Genomic DNA, 18209 nt, shown 5'->3' with positions numbered 1-18209 from the left:
AAAGCCGGGCGCCGCCTCAACGATGCGCGGGCCGCCCTTCAGCGCTTGTCCCGCCCCTGGAGTTTGGCAAACGCCGAAGCCATGGCCGACGGTGCTGCCGCCTGGCCGCCCCCTTGAGGCGCACCACGACCACCTCGCTGCACCGGGCGCGCCGGTTCGAACCGGTTGTCGCGTGGTGACGCACCCGCATCGCGATCGCGCCGCCCCGGCTCGGCGTCGAGCTTCATGGACAGGCCGATGCGCTTGCGCGCCACATCCACCTCCATGACCTTCACCTTGACAATGTCGCCAGTCTTGACCACCTCGCGCGCGTCGCTCACAAAACGGTTGGCCAACTGGCTCACATGCACCAGACCGTCCTGGTGCACGCCCAGGTCGATGAACGCGCCAAACTGGGCCACATTGCTCACCGTGCCTTCAAGAACCATGCCCTCGCGCAGGTCGGCGATGTCTTCCACACCGTCGTTGAAGCGTGCCACCTGAAAATCCGGGCGCGGGTCGCGGCCGGGTTTTTCCAGTTCGCCCAGAATGTCTTTCACCGTGATCACGCCGAAGCGCTCGTTGGCGAACAGTTCGGGGCGCAGGGTCTTGAGCATGTCGGCCCGGCCCATCAGGTCCGCCACCGGCTTGCCGGTTTGTTCCATGATCTGCTCGACCACCGGGTAGGTTTCCGGGTGCACGCCGGTCATGTCCAGCGGGTTGTCGCCGCCACGGATGCGCAGGAAACCCGCGCTCTGCTCAAAGGTCTTGGCGCCCAGGCCCGCCACTTCCATCAGCTGCTTGCGGTTCCTGAACGCGCCATGGGTTTCGCGCCAGCGCACCACGGCCTTGGCCACGCTGCCGGAGAGGCCCGACACCTTGGACAACAGCGGCACGCTGGCCGTGTTCAGGTCCACACCCACACCGTTCACGCAGTCTTCCACCACGGTGTCCAGCGTGCGGGCCAGTTCGCTCTGGTTCACGTCGTGCTGGTACTGGCCCACGCCAATGCTCTTCGGGTCGATCTTCACCAGTTCGGCCAGCGGGTCCTGCAAGCGCCGCGCAATGCTGGCCGCGCCACGCAGGCTCACGTCCACGTCGGGCATTTCCTGGCTGGCAAACTCGCTGGCTGAATACACCGAAGCGCCGGCCTCGCTCACCACCACCTTCTGCAGCCCGTGGCAAGGGTGGCTGGCGTCGGTGCCCTTTTGCACCAACTTGATCAAATCAGCGGCGAGCTTGTCGGTCTCGCGGCTGGCTGTGCCGTTGCCAATGGCGATCAGGTTCACGCCGTGCTTCTCGGACAGCTTGGCCAGCGTGTGCAGCGAACCTTCCCAGTCACGCCGAGGTTCGTACGGGTACACGGTGGCGGTGTCCACCAGCTTGCCAGTGGCGTCCACCACCGCCACTTTTACGCCGGTGCGAATGCCAGGGTCCAGGCCCATGACGACGCGCGGCCCGGCGGGTGCGGCCAGCAGCAGGTCGCGCAGGTTGTCGGCAAACACCTTGATCGCCACCGCCTCCGCACTCTCGCGCAGACGGGCAAACAGATCGCGTTCGCTGGAGAGCGAGAGCTTCACCCGCCAGGTCCAGGCTACGCACTTGCGCAGCAAATCATCGGCCGCACGGCCTTTGTGGCTCCAGCCCAGGTGCAGGGCGATGCGGCCTTCGGCCAGGCTCGGCACAGCAGTCGTTCGGGCTGAGCCTGTCGAAGCCGGCGCTTCGGCTTCTGGCAGCACCAGCTTGGCATCCAGAATCTCCAGCGCACGCCCCCGGAACACGGCAAGAGCGCGGTGCGAGGGCACGCGGCTGATGGGTTCGTCGTAATCAAAATAGTCGCGGAACTTGGCCACCTCGGGCGCGTTCTCGTCTTTGCCGGCCACCAGCGTGCTCTTGAGCAGCCCTTCAGCCCAGAGCCATTCACGCAGGTTCTGCAGCAAGGCAGCGTCTTCGGCCCAGCGCTCGGAAAGGATGTCGCGCACGCCATCCAGCACGGCGGGCACGGTGGAGAAGTCGGCCCCGGGTTTGCCGTCGTCCAGCACCTCGGGCTCGCGAGTGAAGGCAGCCGCCTCGAAAGCAGGGTCCAGCGTGGGGTCGGCCCACAGCCTGTCGGCCAGCGGCTCAATGCCAAACTCGCGCGCGATCTGCCCCTTGGTGCGGCGTTTCTGCTTGAAGGGCAGGTACAGGTCTTCCAGTTCCTGCTTGGTGGGCGCGTTGGCAATGGCGGCGCGCAAGGCATCCGTGAGCTTGCCCTGTTCGTCGATGCTCTTGAGCACCGTCACGCGGCGGTCTTCGAGCTCGCGCAAGTAGCCCAGGCGGTGTTCCAGTTCGCGCAACTGGATGTCGTCCAGCCCGCCGGTGACTTCCTTGCGGTAGCGCGCGATGAAGGGCACTGTGGCCCCACCGTCGAGCAACTCCACGGCAGCCTGAACCTGCCGTTCCTCAACCCTGATTTCTGTGGCGATCTGCCGAATGATCTGCTGCATGCACCGTCGATGTGGAAACAAGAAGCGCGCCAGTTTGCCACAGGCGGAGTTGCTGCAGGTTCCCAGATGGTTCGCTGGCGAACGGACAGGCGGCCTGAAACCTGACTGAATAAGGGCTCTGCGATTGGCGATGTGCTTTCTTGTCGCAGCTTCTGAAGACGCTGGTCAACGGAAGCGAAATGGAGAGCTGCCAAATGTCGCGCCCCCAAACCGAAGGAAAACGCCATGTCCAACGAGAAAACGGCCCACATTGAGCCATCCAAGCACTCAACTGACGAGGTTGATGAATCACGGAATCTGGTAGAGGCCAACGTCGACGACGCTCCAGGCGCTGGTTCGCCGGCCGTCAAGCCGAACACGAATCTGGATGACGACGGCAAGCCCACGACGGACACACCGAAGAACCCAAAAATCTGAACGATCCGTAACCTGTTGGGCGTGATGCGTCTCTTTTTTGGAGAGCGTTTCACAAAGTCCCTGAGCAACTTGCGTCACGCAGCTTCAAGCGGCTTGCGGGCATCGATGATCGTGGGCAGGAACTCGGTCACGGTGGGATGCACCGGCAGCGCTTCACGCACCTGTCGCCAGCTTCCCTCGCTGGCCATGACCAGGCCGATGGCCTGGATCACTTCGTCGGCCGCCATGCCGAGCATGGTGGCGCCGAGGAAATGCCCGCTGTCTTCGTCGATCAGCAGCTTGATGAGGCCGGTGGTTTCGCTTTCCTCCTTGGCGCGGCTCACATCCTTCATCGCGTGCACGGCCTGGCTGATGCGCCGCCCTTCTGCTAACAAGCGCTTCGTGTCGGCTTCATACAGGCCCACATGGGCCAGCGGCGGGTCGGTGAACATGGCGTAAATGGTGTTGCGCGCGTCGGCGCTGCGCTGCCCGCCTGCCAGGTTCTCGCCCACGATGTCGTGATCGTGGTAGCTGGTGTGGGTGAAGGCGCCGCGCTGGTTGATGTCGCCCAGCGCCCAGATGCCTGGCACATCCGTCTCCAGCCGGTCGTTGGTCAACAGGTAGCCGCGCTTGTTGGTCTTGAGATCAACGGACTTCAACCCCAGGTCATCGGTGTTGGGCTTGCGCCCCACCGCCACCAGCAAATGGCTGCCTTCAATGATGCGACCGTCAGCCATCTCCACGCGGGCACCGTCTCCGGTCTTGCCGGGCGACACCCGCGATATCTCCACACCCAGTTGCAGCTCAATGCCTTCGGCCCGCAGCATCTCGGCGATGGCCTCAGACACATCTTCGTCTTCCCGCGAAGTGAGCCGTGGCCCGATTTCGATGATGCCCACCTCGCTGCCCAGACGCCGGAAAATCTGTCCCATCTCCAGACTGATGTAGCCACCACCGATGATCACCAGCTTGCGCGGCAATTCCCGCAACTTCAGTAGACTGTCGTTGTCCAGATGGGGCGTTTCTTCCAGACCAGGAATAGGCGGCATGAAGGCCCGCGTGCCGGTGTTCAGAAAGACCTTGGGGGTGTGCAGTGTGTGCGAGCCAGCTTCCACGATGAAACTGTCGCCCGCGCGGCCCGCCAGCCTGCCATGCTCCTTGACGATGGTGAGCCCATCCAGCCCGCCCAGCCACGCCTCAAGGCCTGCCCGCGAATCGTCCACGCGCTTGTGCATGCGCTGCATGGCCACCCCGAAGTTGACCTGAACCGGGCCCACCTCCACACCAAACTCCGCCGCCCGCCGCGCGAGGTGTGCCACCCGGGCCGACTTGCGCAAGGTCTTGGTGGGCGTGCAGCCTCGGTTGACACAGGTGCCGCCCAACTCACGCGACTCCACCAGCGCCACCTTGCTGCCCTGCGCCACCAGCTTGGCGGCCAGCGACGGGCCAGCCTGGCCGGCGCCAATGACGATCGCGTCGAATGTATCGGTTGTCATGAAGCGACCTCCTTTGCTTTCATCGAAACCGCCTGGTTGTGCTGCATGCACCGTGACACGCACGCACGATCCCGTTTGTTGGCGACATGCGTTCATCATGAACCAATGCGAACATGCGAATTGCAACCCGATGTGAGCCGCGCGCCATCATGCGCGTGGGGTCACTGGACTACCATGACGCCGGGCGGAGCAAGCAGGCCTGCCTCCCCGCAATCAATCACCACCTAGCACCATGCCCACCACTGCGTTTGCCGTTCTGGTGCCTTCAGCAGAAAGCCTTGTCGCTGAACTGCGCGAGCGTTTTGACCCAACGGTGAAGCTTGGCGTGCCCCCGCACATCAGCATCTTGGTCCCGTTCATGGACCCTGCACACGTCACGCCCGCCGTACTGGCCAAAGCGCAGGAAGCCTTGATGGAAGTCCCGTCCTTCGAGTTCACGCTGAGGCGGGTGGGACGCTTTCCGACCACCACCTACCTGGCACCTGCGCCTTCAGCACCCTTCGTCGCGATGACAGCAGCACTGGTTCGCGTGTTTCCAGAGTTTCCTCCATATGGCGGTGAGCATGCGGAGGTGATTCCCCATCTGACGGTGGCGGATGGGGACGCGGAGCGTGCAAGCTTGGCGGCGCTTGAGCTTGAGGAGAAGTTGCGCGCGGCTGGGCAGATCAAGGCCACCGCATGCACGTCCGTGGTGTTGCTTGAAAACTCTACGGGCCGATGGAAGGAAATGAACTTGTTCAAACTGGGGGAGGCCCCCTGATCCACTGGCGTCAACAACCGGGGAAGGCCCACTTGGATAGGTCACTCATGGCATCGCCAATGAAATCGCTGGCCAACCAACGGCTCCAACCAAGAAAAACACGGCGAGAAAGAGAGAGGCATACCAACGAATACCGACCTGAACTGCATTTGGCAGCCTGCCGACGATCTTGCTATTCGACTGCAAATTACCACGCTCAGGATGGAACCAGACACATACGCAAAGCAATGCCCACGGCGCAAAAGCGATCGGCCCAGCGAGTGCACCGACCACCGTTACCACCCGCTCCGACCCTATGGAAAACGAAACCAGCAGCAACGCCATGCCTACCACCGAAATCCCAAGAAACCACCAGCGATGGGGGAACATTTGTGCGGCCAAACGCGTGAAGAAGCTCGGAGACATATCGATGTTCAAGTCCCTGAAAACTTGAGAGTCATGCTACGGGGTGCAGAAGCAGTCTGCAAGGTTCAGGTGATTTGTTCAGTCGCCTCCGGCGTTGCCAAGTCCTACCGAGCGCCTGGTCCTCAATGCCGCACCCGCAAAGAACTGCTTAACCCCGCCAGCAGCGCACACCCCGCCGCCACACACAGCGCCACCGTCTCGCCCTGGCCATCGTGCTGGTTCCACACCCCGTAAATAGCGGCAAGCATCACCGCCCCTATCGTCTGCCCGGTGAGGCGTGCCGTACCCAGCATGCCGCTGGCCGCGCCGCTGCGGTGCAGGGGCGCCGTGGTCACGATCGTGTGGTTGTTGGGTGACTGGAACAGCGCGAAGCCTGCGCCGCACAGCGACAGGCGCCAGGCCATGTCCACAACCGTGGCATGTTCGGGCCGCAGGCCCACCAGCAGAAGGCCGGTGGCGAACACCAGCATGCCGACGCCGCCCAGCAAGCCGTCAGGGTAGCGGCCGATCAGGCGCCCTGCGATGGGCGCGGTGAGCGCGGTCGCCATGGGCCACGCCATCATGATCAGCCCGGCTTCCATGTGCGAGCGGCCTTGCACTTCCAGCAGCAGGAACGGCAGGCTGAGCAGGGCCAGCATCTGCGCGCAGAAGGCGCCGACCGATGAACCCATGGACAGCGCAAACACGGGCATGCGCAGCAAGTCCAGCGGGAACATGGGCGCGGCCAGGTGCCACTGGCGGCGAAGGTACACCGCCCCCACGAGCACACCGGCGGCCAGCAGGCTCCAGCCCAGCACCGGGGTGGTGTGAGCCGCGTCACCGCCGCGTACACCCAACTGGTCTGCACCGACAAACACCAGCGTGAACATGAGCACATTGAGCAGCACATCGACCAGAGAAAACCGCGGCGCGGTGCCCGTGCGTGGCGAGTTGAATGGCAGCGCGCGACGTCCCATCCAGAGGGTGAGCAGGCCCAGCGGCACGTTCATTGCGAACAGCCACGGCCATGAGGCCACGGACAGGATGCTGGCCGCCACAGCCGGGCCGGCCATGGCCGAGGTGGCCACCACCATCGAGTTGACGGCGATGCCGCGACCCAGCCGCGCGCTCGGGTAGATCAGGCGCACCAGCGCGGCGTTCACGCTCATGATGCCGGCCGCGCCCAGGACCTGCAGTGCACGCGCGGCCGTCAGTGTGGCCAACGAGGTCGCCAGCATGGCGCCGACAGACGCGAGCACGAACAGCGCCATGCCCACCAGGTAGACGCGCCGGTAGCCCAGGCGGTCGCCCAGCGCCGCGAGAGGCAGCAGCATCACCAGCGAGGCGATCTGGTAGGCGTTAACCACCCAGATGGCTTGCGACGCGCCAGCATTGAGCTCGCGGGCTATGCCGGGCAGCGCCAGGTTGACAATGCTGCCGTCCATCACCGCCATGGCGATGCCCAGCACGATCACCAGAACGGCGCGGCCCCGTTCGGGGGAGGGCAAGCCGTCGGGCGGGGTCAACCGTGGGCCTCGGCAACCGGGTCCGGCCTGGGTTCCTTCGCGACCTTCGCGATGATTGTCTGCATGAAGAAAAAAAAGCGCCTTCCGGCGCCACTGATTGCTCAAGGGCCGGCCAGTTTGCCATAGGCGGGCCAGGGCAACGGGAAGCGCGTCAGCCAGCGGGACCGGTGATTGCCGTTTGTTGCGCCAGCTGCGGCGCGTTCCCATCGAGCCAGGCCGCGATGGTCCGCCCCAGGGCGTCCTGGCCCAACACCAGGCGCAGGGTCATCTCACGGTCCAGCCGGGACACGGGCACCAGATCCACCGGCAATGGCAGGCGCGCGGCCAGCGCCTGAACCGCGGCTTCCTGGCCCGGCGCGTATTCGATCTGGGTGTGACGTTGCCGGTACGGCCTGGCGTTGGTCAGGCGGGCCGTGACCACACCCTCCTGTGCCAGCCGGTCGGCGGTGCGGCGGGCCAGCCGCACCACGCCCGCCCCATTGGCAATTTCCAGCTTGACCCCGCGGATGTCGGTCCAGATAGCGAATGGCCCCTGCTGAAGGGCCAGCTCGCGGCTGAGCACCAGACGGTAGCCGGTGTCCGGGGTCGGCAAGGGCTCGACCTTCGCGACCTCGCGCACCGCCCCGGGGGCTGCAACGACCGAGACCGGCGTGTCGGGCGATGGCGGCATGGCGTTGTCAACCACCTGCAGCACCATCACCGAGGGCTCAAGGCCCGGCACGATCTGGGCTGTGGGTGCCACGCCCGTCGGTTCGGGTGGCTGCACCGGAAGCGGCGCGGCAACCACCGCGACCGCAGGCGCCTGGATCAGCGCAGCCACCGGCGCAACGGCCGACGCCACGCCCCGCTCGCTACCCGCTGGCCGCAACTCGAACACCTGCGGCGCCACCGAGACGATCTGCGCCGAGTCGGCCACCACAGCGCCACCGGCAGTGTCCTGTGTCTGAAGTTGTTGCTGAGTCTGGCCTTGAACTTGAGTCACTACCCCCTGCGTCGGCTGGCTCGCCCCCTCGTTGCGCGCCTTCTCCAGCAGGGCCAGGTTGCGCAGTGTCTGCTGGCTCTCTGGCAGCAACTCGCGCGCCATGCGCAGAGCCACCTGTGCTTCGTCGAATCGGTTTTCGCGCAGCAGGATGTAGCCCAGGTTGTTGTGAATGTGACCTGCCCCGGGCGCCAGGTCGCGCGCGCGAACCAGCAGCTCCAGCGCCTCGGCGGTGCGGCCGTCCTGCGCCAGGATCACGCCCAGCCCGTTGAGCGCGCCCACGTGGTCTGGTTTCATCTCGAGCGCGCGCCGGTAGCGCTGGGCGGCGGTCGCCAGTTGCCCCTGATCGTGCGCCAGCCGGGCCATCGCATACATGCTCTCCGACACCGACAGCTGGGGCTTGAGCACCGGGGTTGGCCCGATGCGCATCACCGGTTCGATCCGCATATCGGACCCCACAGTGGAACACCCCATCAGGCCGGCGAGCGCCAGCAAGGAAACCGTCGTCGTGAGTCTCATGTCGTTACTCCTGGTTCAGCGATCAACCATTGCCACCCATGGTGGGCAACAGCACCCGGTAGATGCTGATCATGGCGGGCCCCATGAGCACCAGCATCAGCGATGGAAAGATGAAGAAGATCAGCGGGAACAGCAGCTTCAGCGGAATCTTCGCCGCGCGCTCTTCGGCGCGCAGGCGCCGGTGAACCCGCATGGTCTCGCCCTGGATGCGCAGCGCCTCGGCCACGTTGGTGCCGAAACGGTCGGCCTGCACGATCATGGCGACGAACGAAGCAATGTCGTCGACGCCGGTGCGCAGGGCCAGGTTGCGCAGCGCCACTTCACGCTTGACGCCCATGCGCAGCTCCAGCGCCACCAGACCCAGTTCGTCCTCCAGTGCCTGGCTGCGCATGCCGATCTCGCTGGCGGCCCGGTTCATCGCTGCGTCCAGCCCCAGGCCGGCCTCCACACACACGGTCATCAGGTCCAGCGCGTCGGGCAGCGCATCCTGCAGCTCGTTCTTGCGCGAAGCCACCAAGCGCGCCAGGATGCCATTGGGCAGGTAGTAGCCAATCGCCGCCAGCAGCAGCAGCAACAGCAGGTGCGTGTTGGTGCTGAGCTGCACCGATGCCAGGCCGGTGAACATGAGGAACAGACCGGGCAGGCCCAGTGCCAGCACCGTCTTGCCCGCAAAGTACAGCGCGGGCCAGCTTTTCTCGCGCAGCCCGGACTGCATGAAGCGCACCCGCAGGCTGGAGCCCTCCCAGCCTTCCTTGGGCGCCGACAGTTTGGCCACCGGCCCCACGGCCTTGACCACCTTGGCATGCCATTCGGCTCTGCCTTCCAGGCCGGGGCTGCGCAACCCCACCGAACCCACCTGGTCCAGGCGCTGCTGCACCCCGGCCCGGCGGTTAAGCCACATGGTAAGTCCGAGGGTGATGCCCGTCACCGCCAGAAACACCAGCAGCAGCATCGGCCATTGTTCGTTGAGCAGGTTGGCCATGACTCAGACCTTGATGTCGATGATTCGCCACATGGCGAAAATGCCCAGGGCCATCATGCCCAGTGCGCCGTAGATCAGGTTGATGCCGAACGGATCGGTGAACAGCACGCTGATGTAGCCCGGGTTCACGATGGAAATCATCAGCGCCACACCAAAAGGCAACAGCGTGAGGATCCAGGCCGACAGCTTGCCCTCGGCCGCCAGCACCCGCACCTTGGCAAACAGCTTGAAGCGCTCGCGAACCAGTTCGGCCAGCTTGCCGAGCAGCTCGGCCAGGTTGCCGCCGGTCTCGCGCTGGATGATCACCGCCATCACGAAGTAGCGCACGTCCGGGCTGGGCACGCGCGCGGCCAGGTTGCTCAGCGCACCATCGGCCGAGACACCAAAGCCGATCTCGTCCGAGGTTATGCGGAACTCGCTGGCCACGGGTTGTGGCGCTTCGCTGCCCACCATGGCCAGCGCCACTGGAAAAGCGTGGCCGGCGCGCATGGCCCGCGACATCAGGTCCAGCGCATCGGGCAACTGGGCCTCGATCTGGTGCAGACGCTTGTTGCGCCGGCGCAGCAGCAACAACAAAGGCAGCAGCGCCAGCGCCACCACCATGCCCAGCACGAAAAACCAGGGCCAGCGCAGCAGCAGACCCACCAGCAGGCCGCCCAGCGCCAGCATCGCACACACGCCAAGAAAGTGCGAAACCGAGTTGCGATCCCCCGCCTGCTGCATCACCCTGTCAAGCTGCCGGGCACGCGGCATGCCCAGCAGCAGGCGCTGGAAAGAAGGGCTTTCGCTGAGCAGGCGACGGCGAATCATCGACAGCTCGCCCTCCTCCACCTGGCCTCCGGCGGAAATGGCGCGCAAGCGCTGCTCCACACGCCGAACCTCGGGGCTCTTGGTGTCGCTCCAGTAAACGTACAGGCCTTCGAGCAGCAGCACCACCGCCAGAAAACCCAGCAAGGCAAACAGGGCCAGTCCGAGGTTCATGGCTTCACTCGTAGATCAGGGAGGGATCGAAGGTCGCGTCGGGCACCGACAGGCCGAAGGACTTGAGCCGGTCCATGAACTTGGGCCGTACCCCGGTGGCCCGGAAGTGCCCCTGCACCGTGCCATCGGCCGCCATGCCGGTCTGGTTGAAACGGTAGATCTCCTGCATGGTGATCACATCGCCCTCCATGCCGGTGATCTCCTGCACGCTCACCAGCTTGCGCCGGCCGTCGTTCAGGCGCGCAATCTGGATCACCGCGTGAATCGCCGAGCTGATCTGGTGCCGCATCGCGTCCTGCGGAATGGTGGCCCCGCCGTAGGTGGCCATGTTTTCCAGCCGGGTCAGCGCATCGCGTGGGGTGTTGGCGTGAACCGTGGCCATGGAGCCCTCGTGGCCGGTGTTCATGGCCTGCAGCATGTCCAGTACCTCGGCGCCCCGCACCTCGCCCAGCACCACCCGGTCGGGCCGCATGCGCAGGCTGTTGATCACCAGTGCACGCTGGCTCACCTCGCCCTTGCCCTCGATGTTGGGCGGCCGGGTCTCCAGCCGCACCACGTGGGGCTGCTGCAGCTGCAGTTCGGCCGCGTCCTCGATGGTCACGATGCGCTCGTGGTGCGGAATCGACGCCGACAGCACATTGAGGAGTGTGGTCTTGCCGGTGCCCGTGCCGCCTGAAATCAGGATGTTCATCTTGCCCTTGACCATGGCCGAGAGCAGCTCGGCCAGTGTCGGCGTGAGCGAGCGTTTGCCGATCAGGTCGTCCATGGTCAGCGGCACCACCGAAAACCGGCGGATCGAGAGCAATGGCCCGTCCAGCGCCAGCGGCGGGATGATGGCGTTCACCCGTGAGCCGTCCTGCAGCCGTGCGTCCACCATCGGGCTGGATTCATCGACCCGGCGGCCGATGCGCGAGACGATCTTGTCGATGATCTTCATCAGGTGGTCGGCGTCGGAGAACACCACGTCGGTGAGTTCCAGGCGACCACGCCGCTCGACGAACACCTGGTAGGGACCGTTGACCAGAATGTCCGACACCGTCGGATCGGCGAGCAAGGGCTCCAGCGGACCCAGGCCCATGATCTCGTCCTGGATGTCCAGCACCATGCGGCGGCGTTCCTGGGCGTTGAGTGCCGCCCCCGATTCCATCAGCAGCTGCTCGACCAGGATGCCCAGCTCTTCGCGCAGGCGCTCCGGCTTCATGGCGCCCATCACTTCGAGGTCGATGCGGCCCAGCAGCTGGGTGTGCAAGCGATCGCGCAGGTCGTGGTAGGCAGCCTGGGACGAGCCGGATTCGAACGGCTGGCGCGGCGCGTCGCCGGGGCGCAACGGACTGCGCAATTCGTGGGGCTGTGCTCGGAGGTTCATGGTGTTCTCGTTCGTGTCGGTGCTTCAGTCGGTCATTCGGTCTGTGTGGCGGTCGTGTGTGTGGGTGTGCAGGGCCCGCTCTCAGAGGCCTCCGGCCCAGGTGGCAAACCAGCTCCGCTCGGACTTCACGGTCACGGGCGACAGCTCCTTCGCCCATTGCACCAGAGCCTTGGCCACCGGGTCCTTGGGCGTCAGACGCGGCAGCGGGTCGCCCTGGTTGATGGCGGTGCGCACGGCCGCGTCGCTGGAAGGGATCTGCCGCGCCACGGGCAGCCCGGTGGCTTTCTCCACATCTTCCGGCCGGATCAGGTTGCTCTTGGCAAAGGAATTGAGCACCACGCGGACTTTTTCCCGGCCATACCCCAGTCCATCGAAAACCTGGACCATGCGGCGGGCGTTCTTGAGTGCAGGCAGGCTTTGTTCGACCACCAGGGTGATGCGGTCGGCCACATCGAGCGCCTTCACTGTGGCAGGATCCATGGCCCGGCCCACGTCCAGCAGCACAAAGTCGTATTCGGTCCGCGCCAGCGCGATGAGGGCCGCCACGCTGTCGGCCGTCACCTCTTCCAGCTGGTAAGGCAGCTCGGGCGCCACCACCACACTCAGGTTCTCGCGCACCTTGAGCACGCTGGCACCCAGCAGGGCACTGTCCAGACGCCGCGCCTGGCGCGCCAGATCGACCACGTTGGCCGGCGCCTTGCGATCGGTCAGGTAGGTAGCGGCGTCGCCGAAATACAGATTCAGGTCGATCAGCAACACCCGGCGGCTGCTCTTGGCCAGCACATAGCCCAGGTTGGTCGCCAGAAAGGTGGCGCCGCAGCCGCCCTTGGCCGGAATGAAGGCATGCACCTCGCCCATGGTTTCGCCGAAACGCGAGGTGTTGGCGCGCGCATCGCGCAAATAGTCGAGCGCCACCATCAGGGTCTCGGCGCTCAGCGGCCCCGAAAGCACGTCGCGCACCCCCGCGCGCATCGCGCGCTTGAGGGTGGCCATGGAAGCGTCGTTGCTCACCATCAGCACCAGCACACCGGTGACACGCTGGGTGGCAGCGTCGATCAGTTCGAAGTCGGTGTCATCGGGTTCGGGCAAGTCAAGCAGCAGCACATCGGGCTGGTCCTTCTGCAGCACCGACAGCAAGGTCCGTGCGCCGCCCACGTGCACGGTGATTTCAGCGCCCGGCAGGCTCGCAAACTGCCGCACCACCTGCTCTCGGTGTTCAGGTGTGGCGCAGATCAGGGAAACTTTGGAGGTCATATTGAAAGTAGAGAGCGCAGGGCGAGGCCGGGTATCAAGCGGGAGGCGCAGGACAAACCGAGTTCCCTGCGCTGTTCATGTATTCGCGCGGCAGGCTGGTGGGGAACTGCGGAATCGGAAAAGGAAGGCCGAAGAAGGGGCTGACGGGTGCAAACTGGGCACCCACGATGCGGGCCGTGACCGTGGTGCAGGTGTCGATGTTGCAGCCCGCCGGTTCGTACTCCAGCACCATCCGGCTGGCCGGAATACCGCCCCCGGTCATCTGGCTCATGCGCGCCTTGATGCGGGTGAAGTCCGTGTCCGCTTCGATGCTGCAGACCACGCCCAGACGAGCGCCCAGGCGGGTGGCCTCGTTCGCGCCGTTGAGCAGGAACAGCCAGCGCCCGAATTCCATGATGCCCAGCAGCAGGGTGAAGAACAGTACCGCAACGATGGCGAACTCGACCGCTGCCACGCCTTTCTGCAGACCGTGGCGAGCGGGACGGCAATGGAATCGAGGGAGATGCATTTGCATGGCGCCTCCTCAGTTCGTGCTGGCCGCCATGGTGATCCTCACCGGCGAGAAATTGATGTTCGGCACCACCCAGGGAACCAGCGACTGAAATGCGTAAGTCGAGCCAGTGCCTCCGATCGTGACCGAAACCAGACTGGTGGTGCCATCGCCGGTCGCTACGTTGGCGTGCGTGTCTGGACACAACACCGGATCGCAGACCGAGATCATGGCGACCGTCATATTGGGCACCAGCGGCTCGCGATCGCCACAGTTGAAGGTCCCACACAGGGCCAGCGAGCGCGCGTTGGTCCGGATGCCATCGGCCGTCTGACCTGCCGGCGGACTCGCCAAATTCTGCTGCGACAGATATCGGGCTGCCCCCCGCGTGGCCTTGACCAGCCCGTTGTACTGATAGAGCGCCCGACCCAGTTCCGTGATACCAAAGCACAGGATCAGCATCGGCAAGACAACGATGGCCATCTCCACTGCAGCCACACCACGCTGGTGCTTTTTTCCTGGAAAGCCTGTGACTTTCATGCTCATTGCACCAGTTGCGGCACCAGGGGCCCGAAGGTACCGGGCGCGCCGTTGGTGGCACACGGGCTGCCAACTGCGGTGCTCAGCCCGAGGAACTCCATAGTCGGCACCGGCGAACTGCCCAGCATCGGGTTGAGCATCAACACACAGGCCCAGCCCTCCACCACGGGGCGCCCTGTGCCCACATTCCAGACCGAACAGTCAACCACGGGTGCCACCACCAGTCGGCGAAAGCGCCCAAGGCTGGTGTGCTGTCCCGAAGAGATACTGCTGTATGGATTGGGCACACTGAATTGGTAGGACGCATAACTGGAAGCCGCTGTCCGGTAGTTGATCGCACCCGCCTGTGAACCGGCATAGGCATTGGCGCCTGCGGGCCAGTTGCTCAGCGAATAGCCGTAGCCTGTGATGTCAGGTGGGGCCGTAGCCACCTGGGGATTGCCGGCGCCCGAGCGGTAGATGCCAAAGCGCGAGTTCCACGCAGTCTCCAAAGATGCGATGGCACCCGGCTCGTCGACCTCGCTACCGATCGCCGTGTCGCATTGCCCAGGGCCGGTCAGCAGATCAGCCAGTTCACTGGCGCCACCACCAGGTGGGGTGAAGTCAATCCAGCCGAAGTTTCCTGTGCCGTAGGGAGAGCCTGGGCCCGACGGAGGTGCCAGCCACTGGCCGATCGACAGGCCAAAGCTGGAAGCGGCCGTCGTACCCGCCACCTTGCAGGCCGCGACCGGGATCGCACAGGCCGAATCCGAGGGTGCCAAGGTCGCCACCGCACGGGCGGACACGGTCTGTGTGGTCAACAAGGGATTGAGCACACGCATGAAGAAGACAGGAATATCCGCCAGTGGCACGCTGCATTGCACGAAGGCGGCGGTGTTCGCGTCGGCCGAGGCCCGCGTGACGTAGGGGCCCGCCAGGTTCTCTGCAAAGGTGACGTTTTCAGGCTGGACGTTGACCACCTGGCCCTGGAAGTTCACCCGGTTCTGGATCGCGGCGATATTGCCTTCGAGGGGGTTTTCACTCACGCCGCCGGTTGTGAAAACCCGACCGTAGGCGATGGCCCGGTCCAGAGCGTTGGCGTTGTTCTGTCCAGGGCGCAACTGAGAGGAAGCGGCCAGGGCACAGGCATCCATGGCGTTCTGTAACTCGGTCTTGATGATGAAGAAACGCCCCAGGTCGATGGCCAGGCCAGCAAAGCCGATCAGCACCGCCAGCGTGATACCCAACATGATCGCCACCGCACCACGTTGGCGCCGTGCAGGGGCTTCGCGTCGATGGGGATGGCGCTTCATGAGCCTCTCCATGGTCTGTGAGTGTCGATCGCGGGCTCAGTCGCCGGTGATCGCGCCGCCGATGTTGATGACCTCGAACGTCCGGGGCGGTGCCTTGAACGAGTCCACGTAGCGCCCCTGGGCCGCGTTCGCGGCCTTGCCGTCGATGCCCAGCACCGGGTCGCGGTTCTGTTCGCTGGCTTGCGGGTTCAGGGTCTGTACCGCGCGCGCTTCGCGCACGGCCACGCCCATGTTGGCGTCCAGCCGGGGGGTGGAGGTGGCGCAGGCTGCGGTGCCCAGCACGGCGGCACCCACCGTCAACCATCTGACGATGCGAAAGGTCAAGGTGTGGGGGTTCATGGCGGGGGCTCCTTATTTCGTGGTCGGGTTGGCTGCCGGCGCGGCGGGCGCGGCGGGCGGTGCGTTTGCCGGCGCTGGCTGGTTGGGCGGGTAGGCCTCCAGTTGGCCGCCCAGATAGAACTCGGCCCGGCTGGGCGGCTGGTAGCTGTCGGTGGGCAGGGCGAAGCCCGGGTCGAGCTGTTTCACCAGGCGCGGGGTGATGACGAACATCAACTCGGTGCGGTCGTCTTGGAACTCGTTGCTGCGGAACAAGGCGCCCAGCACCGGGATTTCGCCCAGGCCGGGCACGGCGTCCAGCGCCTGGCGGGCGTTGTTCTTGATCAGCCCCGCAATCGCCAGGCTCTGCCCGTCCATCAACTGCACCGTGGTGGCGGCGCGGCGGGTGGTGAAACTCGGCAGGATGGACGTCACACCGGCCACCGTGGTGAAGGGGGTTCCGGTGGAAGACAGCTCGGAGACTTCAGGCGCCACCTTGAGGTGGATGCGGCCGCCGTCGAGCACGGTGGGCGTGAACTTCACCCCCACGCCGAATTCCTTTTCTTCCAGGGTGATGGTGGTGCCGCCGGTGGCGCTGTTGTCGCGCGCCACTGGAATGAAGATCTTGCCGCCGGCCAGGAAGCTGGCTTCCTGGCCGCTCACCGCAACCAGGTTGGGTTCGGCCAGGATCTTGACGACGCCATCGCTTTTCTCGGCGTCGATCTGGAAGCGGTTGTTGGTCAGCGCGTTGATGCCGCTGAACAGGCCGCGGCCGTCACCACCGAAATTGGGGTTGATGCCGTAAGTCCAGTTGCCGCCCGAACGCGAAGAAAACAGGTTGATGCCCATCTTCTCCATCATGGTCTTGGACACCTCGGCCACCACCACCTCCAGCATCACCTGCTGGGCTTCGGCTACCGACAGCAGGTTGACCACCTGTGCACCGGCGGTGCGGGCCGCGGCAGCGCCGCCACCGGTGCTGGCCACCTTCATGGTGGCACCCGACTCGGCGCGGTTCTCGCCCGCCACCACCGGCAACACCAGGCTCTTGTTCACATCGCGCACGAAGGCGTTGGCAATCTCTTCGGCCGCCATGGCCTTGGCCGCGCTGGACACCACCCCGGTGAGGATCACCGAGTCGGCCGCCGGGCGCACCTGAATGCCGGTCTCGCTGGGCAGCAGTTCGCGAAGCTTGGCTTCCATGCGCTTGTAGTCGATATTGACATTCACATCGATGGCCGTGGCACCGCCCCCCTGACGCCAGACGATCAGGTTGGTCGAGCCGTAGGTCTTGCCCAGCAGGTACAGCTCGGTCGGGCTGATGAGGGTGACATCCGCCACGGTGGGGTTGCCCAGCGAGATGCGGGTGACTTCGCTGGGCATGCGCAGCAGCGTGGACTTGCCCACCGTGAGGTCCATCGACGGGCCGACCGTGGCCAGATCGGTGCTGATGGCGGTCGAGGCCAGCGGCGCGGCGGCCACCTGGCTGGTGGTGACGCCCCGCGTGACCGCGGTCTGGGTTTGCGCCGGCGTGGCGGCGAGCAGGCCGGCGGCGGCCAGGGAGAGGCTGAGGGCGCGCAGAAGTGGGGTGTTCATGGTCGCTTCTTCTTTCTTAGAAACTGGCGGAGGACTTCTGGGTGCCCCGGATCACCTCGACGGTGGTGGCCGGTGGCGCCGGAGGGGGAGCAGCCGGCGCGGCGGCAGGGCGCGACACGACGCGACGCACCGGCGCGGGTGCCGCGGCGGGTGCCGGTGCCGGCGTCGGCCGCGCATCGCCGAACAGGTCTTCGCGGCGGATGCCGGCGGTGTTGGCGCCGTCTTCCACATCGACCTGGTTGCGCAGCATCAGCGAGAGCGTGCCCACGTTGCGCGCCAGGTCGATCTTCTCGGCCTGCTCGGGCGTGACCTCCAGCGTGACGGCGTTGACCACGCGCGGCCGCGTCTCGTCGGGGCGGCGCGCCTCCTGCGCCACCGCCAGCACCATGATGCGTTCCAGCACCACCCGCGAGATGGCGGTGTCGCGGTCGTCGCGGATGTTGACCAGCAGGTCCACAAAGCTGCCCGGCGCCAGGAAGCCGGCCACCCCCACCACCTCGTTGACCTTGACGGTGATGGCGCGGTGGCCCGCCTTGATGATGGAGTCCAGCCCGGCCTTGGTGCCCTCGGGCGCCAGCTTGGGCTCGAGCACCGGCTCGCCCTGGAAGATGCCGCTGCGCACCACACGGCCTTCGAGCAGCTTGGCGTCGGTGAACGCCCCGGCAGGCACGCTGCCCGCTGGCCAGGGAATGGCCTGCAACATGACCGGCGTGATGGCCTGACCCAGGTCGAGGTCGCGCGTGGCCACCAGCACCTGGGTGCGGTCTCCGCTGCTCTGCTGGCCCAACCAGCGCGCCGCAAGCACGACCGCTGCGGCACCCGCCAGCAGCGACAACAGCAACATGAAAACGGCCCGTTTGCTTTGCAT

Annotated in this window: 17 protein-coding genes; 2 read left to right on the top strand and 15 right to left on the bottom strand. The window is 65.5% G+C overall.

Annotated elements, in window-relative coordinates; genetic code table 11:
- Positions 1-38 precede the first annotated feature (38 nt).
- Positions 39-2465, bottom strand: coding sequence for a Tex family protein (locus tag Q7V46_RS12275; protein WP_304913829.1), 2427 nt, complete (start codon positions 2463-2465; stop codon positions 39-41).
- Positions 2466-2690: 225 nt separating this feature from the next.
- Between Q7V46_RS12275 and Q7V46_RS12270 the strand changes: the two genes are divergently transcribed.
- Positions 2691-2882: a hypothetical protein gene (locus Q7V46_RS12270; RefSeq protein WP_304913828.1), complete on the top strand. Its 192-nt coding sequence runs from the start codon at positions 2691-2693 to the stop codon at positions 2880-2882.
- A gap of 74 nt (positions 2883-2956) precedes the next feature.
- Here the strand turns inward: Q7V46_RS12270 and Q7V46_RS12265 are convergent, their stop codons facing one another.
- A complete protein-coding gene (locus Q7V46_RS12265) occupies positions 2957-4357 on the bottom strand; it encodes a mercuric reductase (RefSeq protein ID WP_304913827.1) in 1401 nt (466 codons plus the stop codon).
- A 232-nt stretch (positions 4358-4589) separates the two neighbouring features.
- Between Q7V46_RS12265 and Q7V46_RS12260 the strand changes: the two genes are divergently transcribed.
- Complete coding sequence (locus Q7V46_RS12260; protein ID WP_304913826.1) at positions 4590-5117, top strand: 2'-5' RNA ligase family protein; 528 nt, start codon at positions 4590-4592, stop codon at positions 5115-5117.
- 45 nt (positions 5118-5162) lie between these two features.
- Here Q7V46_RS12260 and Q7V46_RS12255 read toward each other — a convergent pair whose 3' ends face one another.
- The 13 genes from Q7V46_RS12255 to cpaB all read right to left on the bottom strand — a co-directional run bounded on the left by Q7V46_RS12255 (position 5163) and on the right by cpaB (position 18209).
- Complete coding sequence (locus tag Q7V46_RS12255) at positions 5163-5534, bottom strand: hypothetical protein (RefSeq protein ID WP_304913825.1); 372 nt, start codon at positions 5532-5534, stop codon at positions 5163-5165.
- A 110-nt stretch (positions 5535-5644) separates the two neighbouring features.
- Positions 5645-7027: an MFS transporter gene (locus tag Q7V46_RS12250; RefSeq protein WP_304913824.1), complete on the bottom strand. Its 1383-nt coding sequence runs from the start codon at positions 7025-7027 to the stop codon at positions 5645-5647.
- Between the two features lie 151 nt (positions 7028-7178).
- Entirely contained in the window at positions 7179-8525 is a 1347-nt protein-coding gene (locus Q7V46_RS12245; protein ID WP_304913823.1) for a LytR C-terminal domain-containing protein, read from the bottom strand.
- Between the two features lie 22 nt (positions 8526-8547).
- Positions 8548-9507 carry a type II secretion system F family protein gene (locus tag Q7V46_RS12240; RefSeq protein WP_304913822.1) on the bottom strand — a complete coding sequence of 320 codons (960 nt, stop codon included), beginning with the start codon at positions 9505-9507 and terminating at the stop codon, positions 8548-8550.
- Positions 9508-9510: 3 nt separating this feature from the next.
- Positions 9511-10488, bottom strand: a complete 978-nt coding sequence (locus tag Q7V46_RS12235; protein WP_304913821.1) for a type II secretion system F family protein — start codon at positions 10486-10488, stop codon at positions 9511-9513.
- 4 nt (positions 10489-10492) lie between these two features.
- Entirely contained in the window at positions 10493-11854 is a 1362-nt protein-coding gene (locus Q7V46_RS12230; RefSeq protein WP_304913820.1) for a CpaF family protein, read from the bottom strand.
- A gap of 81 nt (positions 11855-11935) precedes the next feature.
- On the bottom strand, positions 11936-13108 hold the full coding sequence (locus tag Q7V46_RS12225) for an AAA family ATPase (protein ID WP_304913819.1): 1173 nt from the start codon (positions 13106-13108) through the stop codon (positions 11936-11938).
- Positions 13109-13142: 34 nt separating this feature from the next.
- Positions 13143-13622: a TadE/TadG family type IV pilus assembly protein gene (locus Q7V46_RS12220; RefSeq protein WP_304913818.1), complete on the bottom strand. Its 480-nt coding sequence runs from the start codon at positions 13620-13622 to the stop codon at positions 13143-13145.
- A gap of 9 nt (positions 13623-13631) precedes the next feature.
- A complete protein-coding gene (locus tag Q7V46_RS12215) occupies positions 13632-14138 on the bottom strand; it encodes a TadE/TadG family type IV pilus assembly protein (protein WP_304913817.1) in 507 nt (168 codons plus the stop codon).
- A gap of 2 nt (positions 14139-14140) precedes the next feature.
- On the bottom strand, positions 14141-15430 hold the full coding sequence (locus Q7V46_RS12210; protein ID WP_304913816.1) for a TadE/TadG family type IV pilus assembly protein: 1290 nt from the start codon (positions 15428-15430) through the stop codon (positions 14141-14143).
- Positions 15431-15466: 36 nt separating this feature from the next.
- Positions 15467-15769, bottom strand: a complete 303-nt coding sequence (locus Q7V46_RS12205) for a hypothetical protein (RefSeq protein ID WP_304913815.1) — start codon at positions 15767-15769, stop codon at positions 15467-15469.
- 12 nt (positions 15770-15781) lie between these two features.
- Positions 15782-17341, bottom strand: a complete 1560-nt coding sequence (locus tag Q7V46_RS12200; protein ID WP_304913814.1) for a type II and III secretion system protein family protein — start codon at positions 17339-17341, stop codon at positions 15782-15784.
- 16 nt (positions 17342-17357) lie between these two features.
- Complete coding sequence (gene cpaB, locus Q7V46_RS12195; RefSeq protein WP_304913813.1) at positions 17358-18209, bottom strand: Flp pilus assembly protein CpaB; 852 nt, start codon at positions 18207-18209, stop codon at positions 17358-17360.

It is taken from the genome of Hydrogenophaga sp. (genome assembly GCF_030651625.1).
Taxonomy (GTDB): Bacteria; Pseudomonadota; Gammaproteobacteria; order Burkholderiales; family Burkholderiaceae_C; genus Hydrogenophaga.
Note: the sequence above shows the minus strand (reverse complement) of the source record. Positions and strands in the feature narration are given on the sequence as shown.

What these genes read in the sequence shown, in the direction of transcription:
- Q7V46_RS12260 (WP_304913826.1), top strand. Translation starts at nt 4,590, where the DNA reads ATGCCCACCACTGCGTTTGCCGTTCTGGTGCCTTCAGCAGAAAGCCTT.
- Q7V46_RS12210 (WP_304913816.1), bottom strand. Translation starts at nt 15,430, where the DNA reads ATGAAGCGCCATCCCCATCGACGCGAAGCCCCTGCACGGCGCCAACGT.
- Q7V46_RS12275 (WP_304913829.1), bottom strand. Translation starts at nt 2,465, where the DNA reads ATGCAGCAGATCATTCGGCAGATCGCCACAGAAATCAGGGTTGAGGAA.
- Q7V46_RS12225 (WP_304913819.1), bottom strand. Translation starts at nt 13,108, where the DNA reads ATGACCTCCAAAGTTTCCCTGATCTGCGCCACACCTGAACACCGAGAG.
- Q7V46_RS12230 (WP_304913820.1), bottom strand. Translation starts at nt 11,854, where the DNA reads ATGAACCTCCGAGCACAGCCCCACGAATTGCGCAGTCCGTTGCGCCCC.
- Q7V46_RS12270 (WP_304913828.1), top strand. Translation starts at nt 2,691, where the DNA reads ATGTCCAACGAGAAAACGGCCCACATTGAGCCATCCAAGCACTCAACT.
- Q7V46_RS12215 (WP_304913817.1), bottom strand. Translation starts at nt 14,138, where the DNA reads ATGAAAGTCACAGGCTTTCCAGGAAAAAAGCACCAGCGTGGTGTGGCT.
- Q7V46_RS12205 (WP_304913815.1), bottom strand. Translation starts at nt 15,769, where the DNA reads ATGAACCCCCACACCTTGACCTTTCGCATCGTCAGATGGTTGACGGTG.
- Q7V46_RS12220 (WP_304913818.1), bottom strand. Translation starts at nt 13,622, where the DNA reads ATGCAAATGCATCTCCCTCGATTCCATTGCCGTCCCGCTCGCCACGGT.
- cpaB (WP_304913813.1), bottom strand. Translation starts at nt 18,209, where the DNA reads ATGCAAAGCAAACGGGCCGTTTTCATGTTGCTGTTGTCGCTGCTGGCG.
- Q7V46_RS12235 (WP_304913821.1), bottom strand. Translation starts at nt 10,488, where the DNA reads ATGAACCTCGGACTGGCCCTGTTTGCCTTGCTGGGTTTTCTGGCGGTG.
- Q7V46_RS12240 (WP_304913822.1), bottom strand. Translation starts at nt 9,507, where the DNA reads ATGGCCAACCTGCTCAACGAACAATGGCCGATGCTGCTGCTGGTGTTT.
- Q7V46_RS12245 (WP_304913823.1), bottom strand. Translation starts at nt 8,525, where the DNA reads ATGAGACTCACGACGACGGTTTCCTTGCTGGCGCTCGCCGGCCTGATG.
- Q7V46_RS12265 (WP_304913827.1), bottom strand. Translation starts at nt 4,357, where the DNA reads ATGACAACCGATACATTCGACGCGATCGTCATTGGCGCCGGCCAGGCT.
- Q7V46_RS12200 (WP_304913814.1), bottom strand. Translation starts at nt 17,341, where the DNA reads ATGAACACCCCACTTCTGCGCGCCCTCAGCCTCTCCCTGGCCGCCGCC.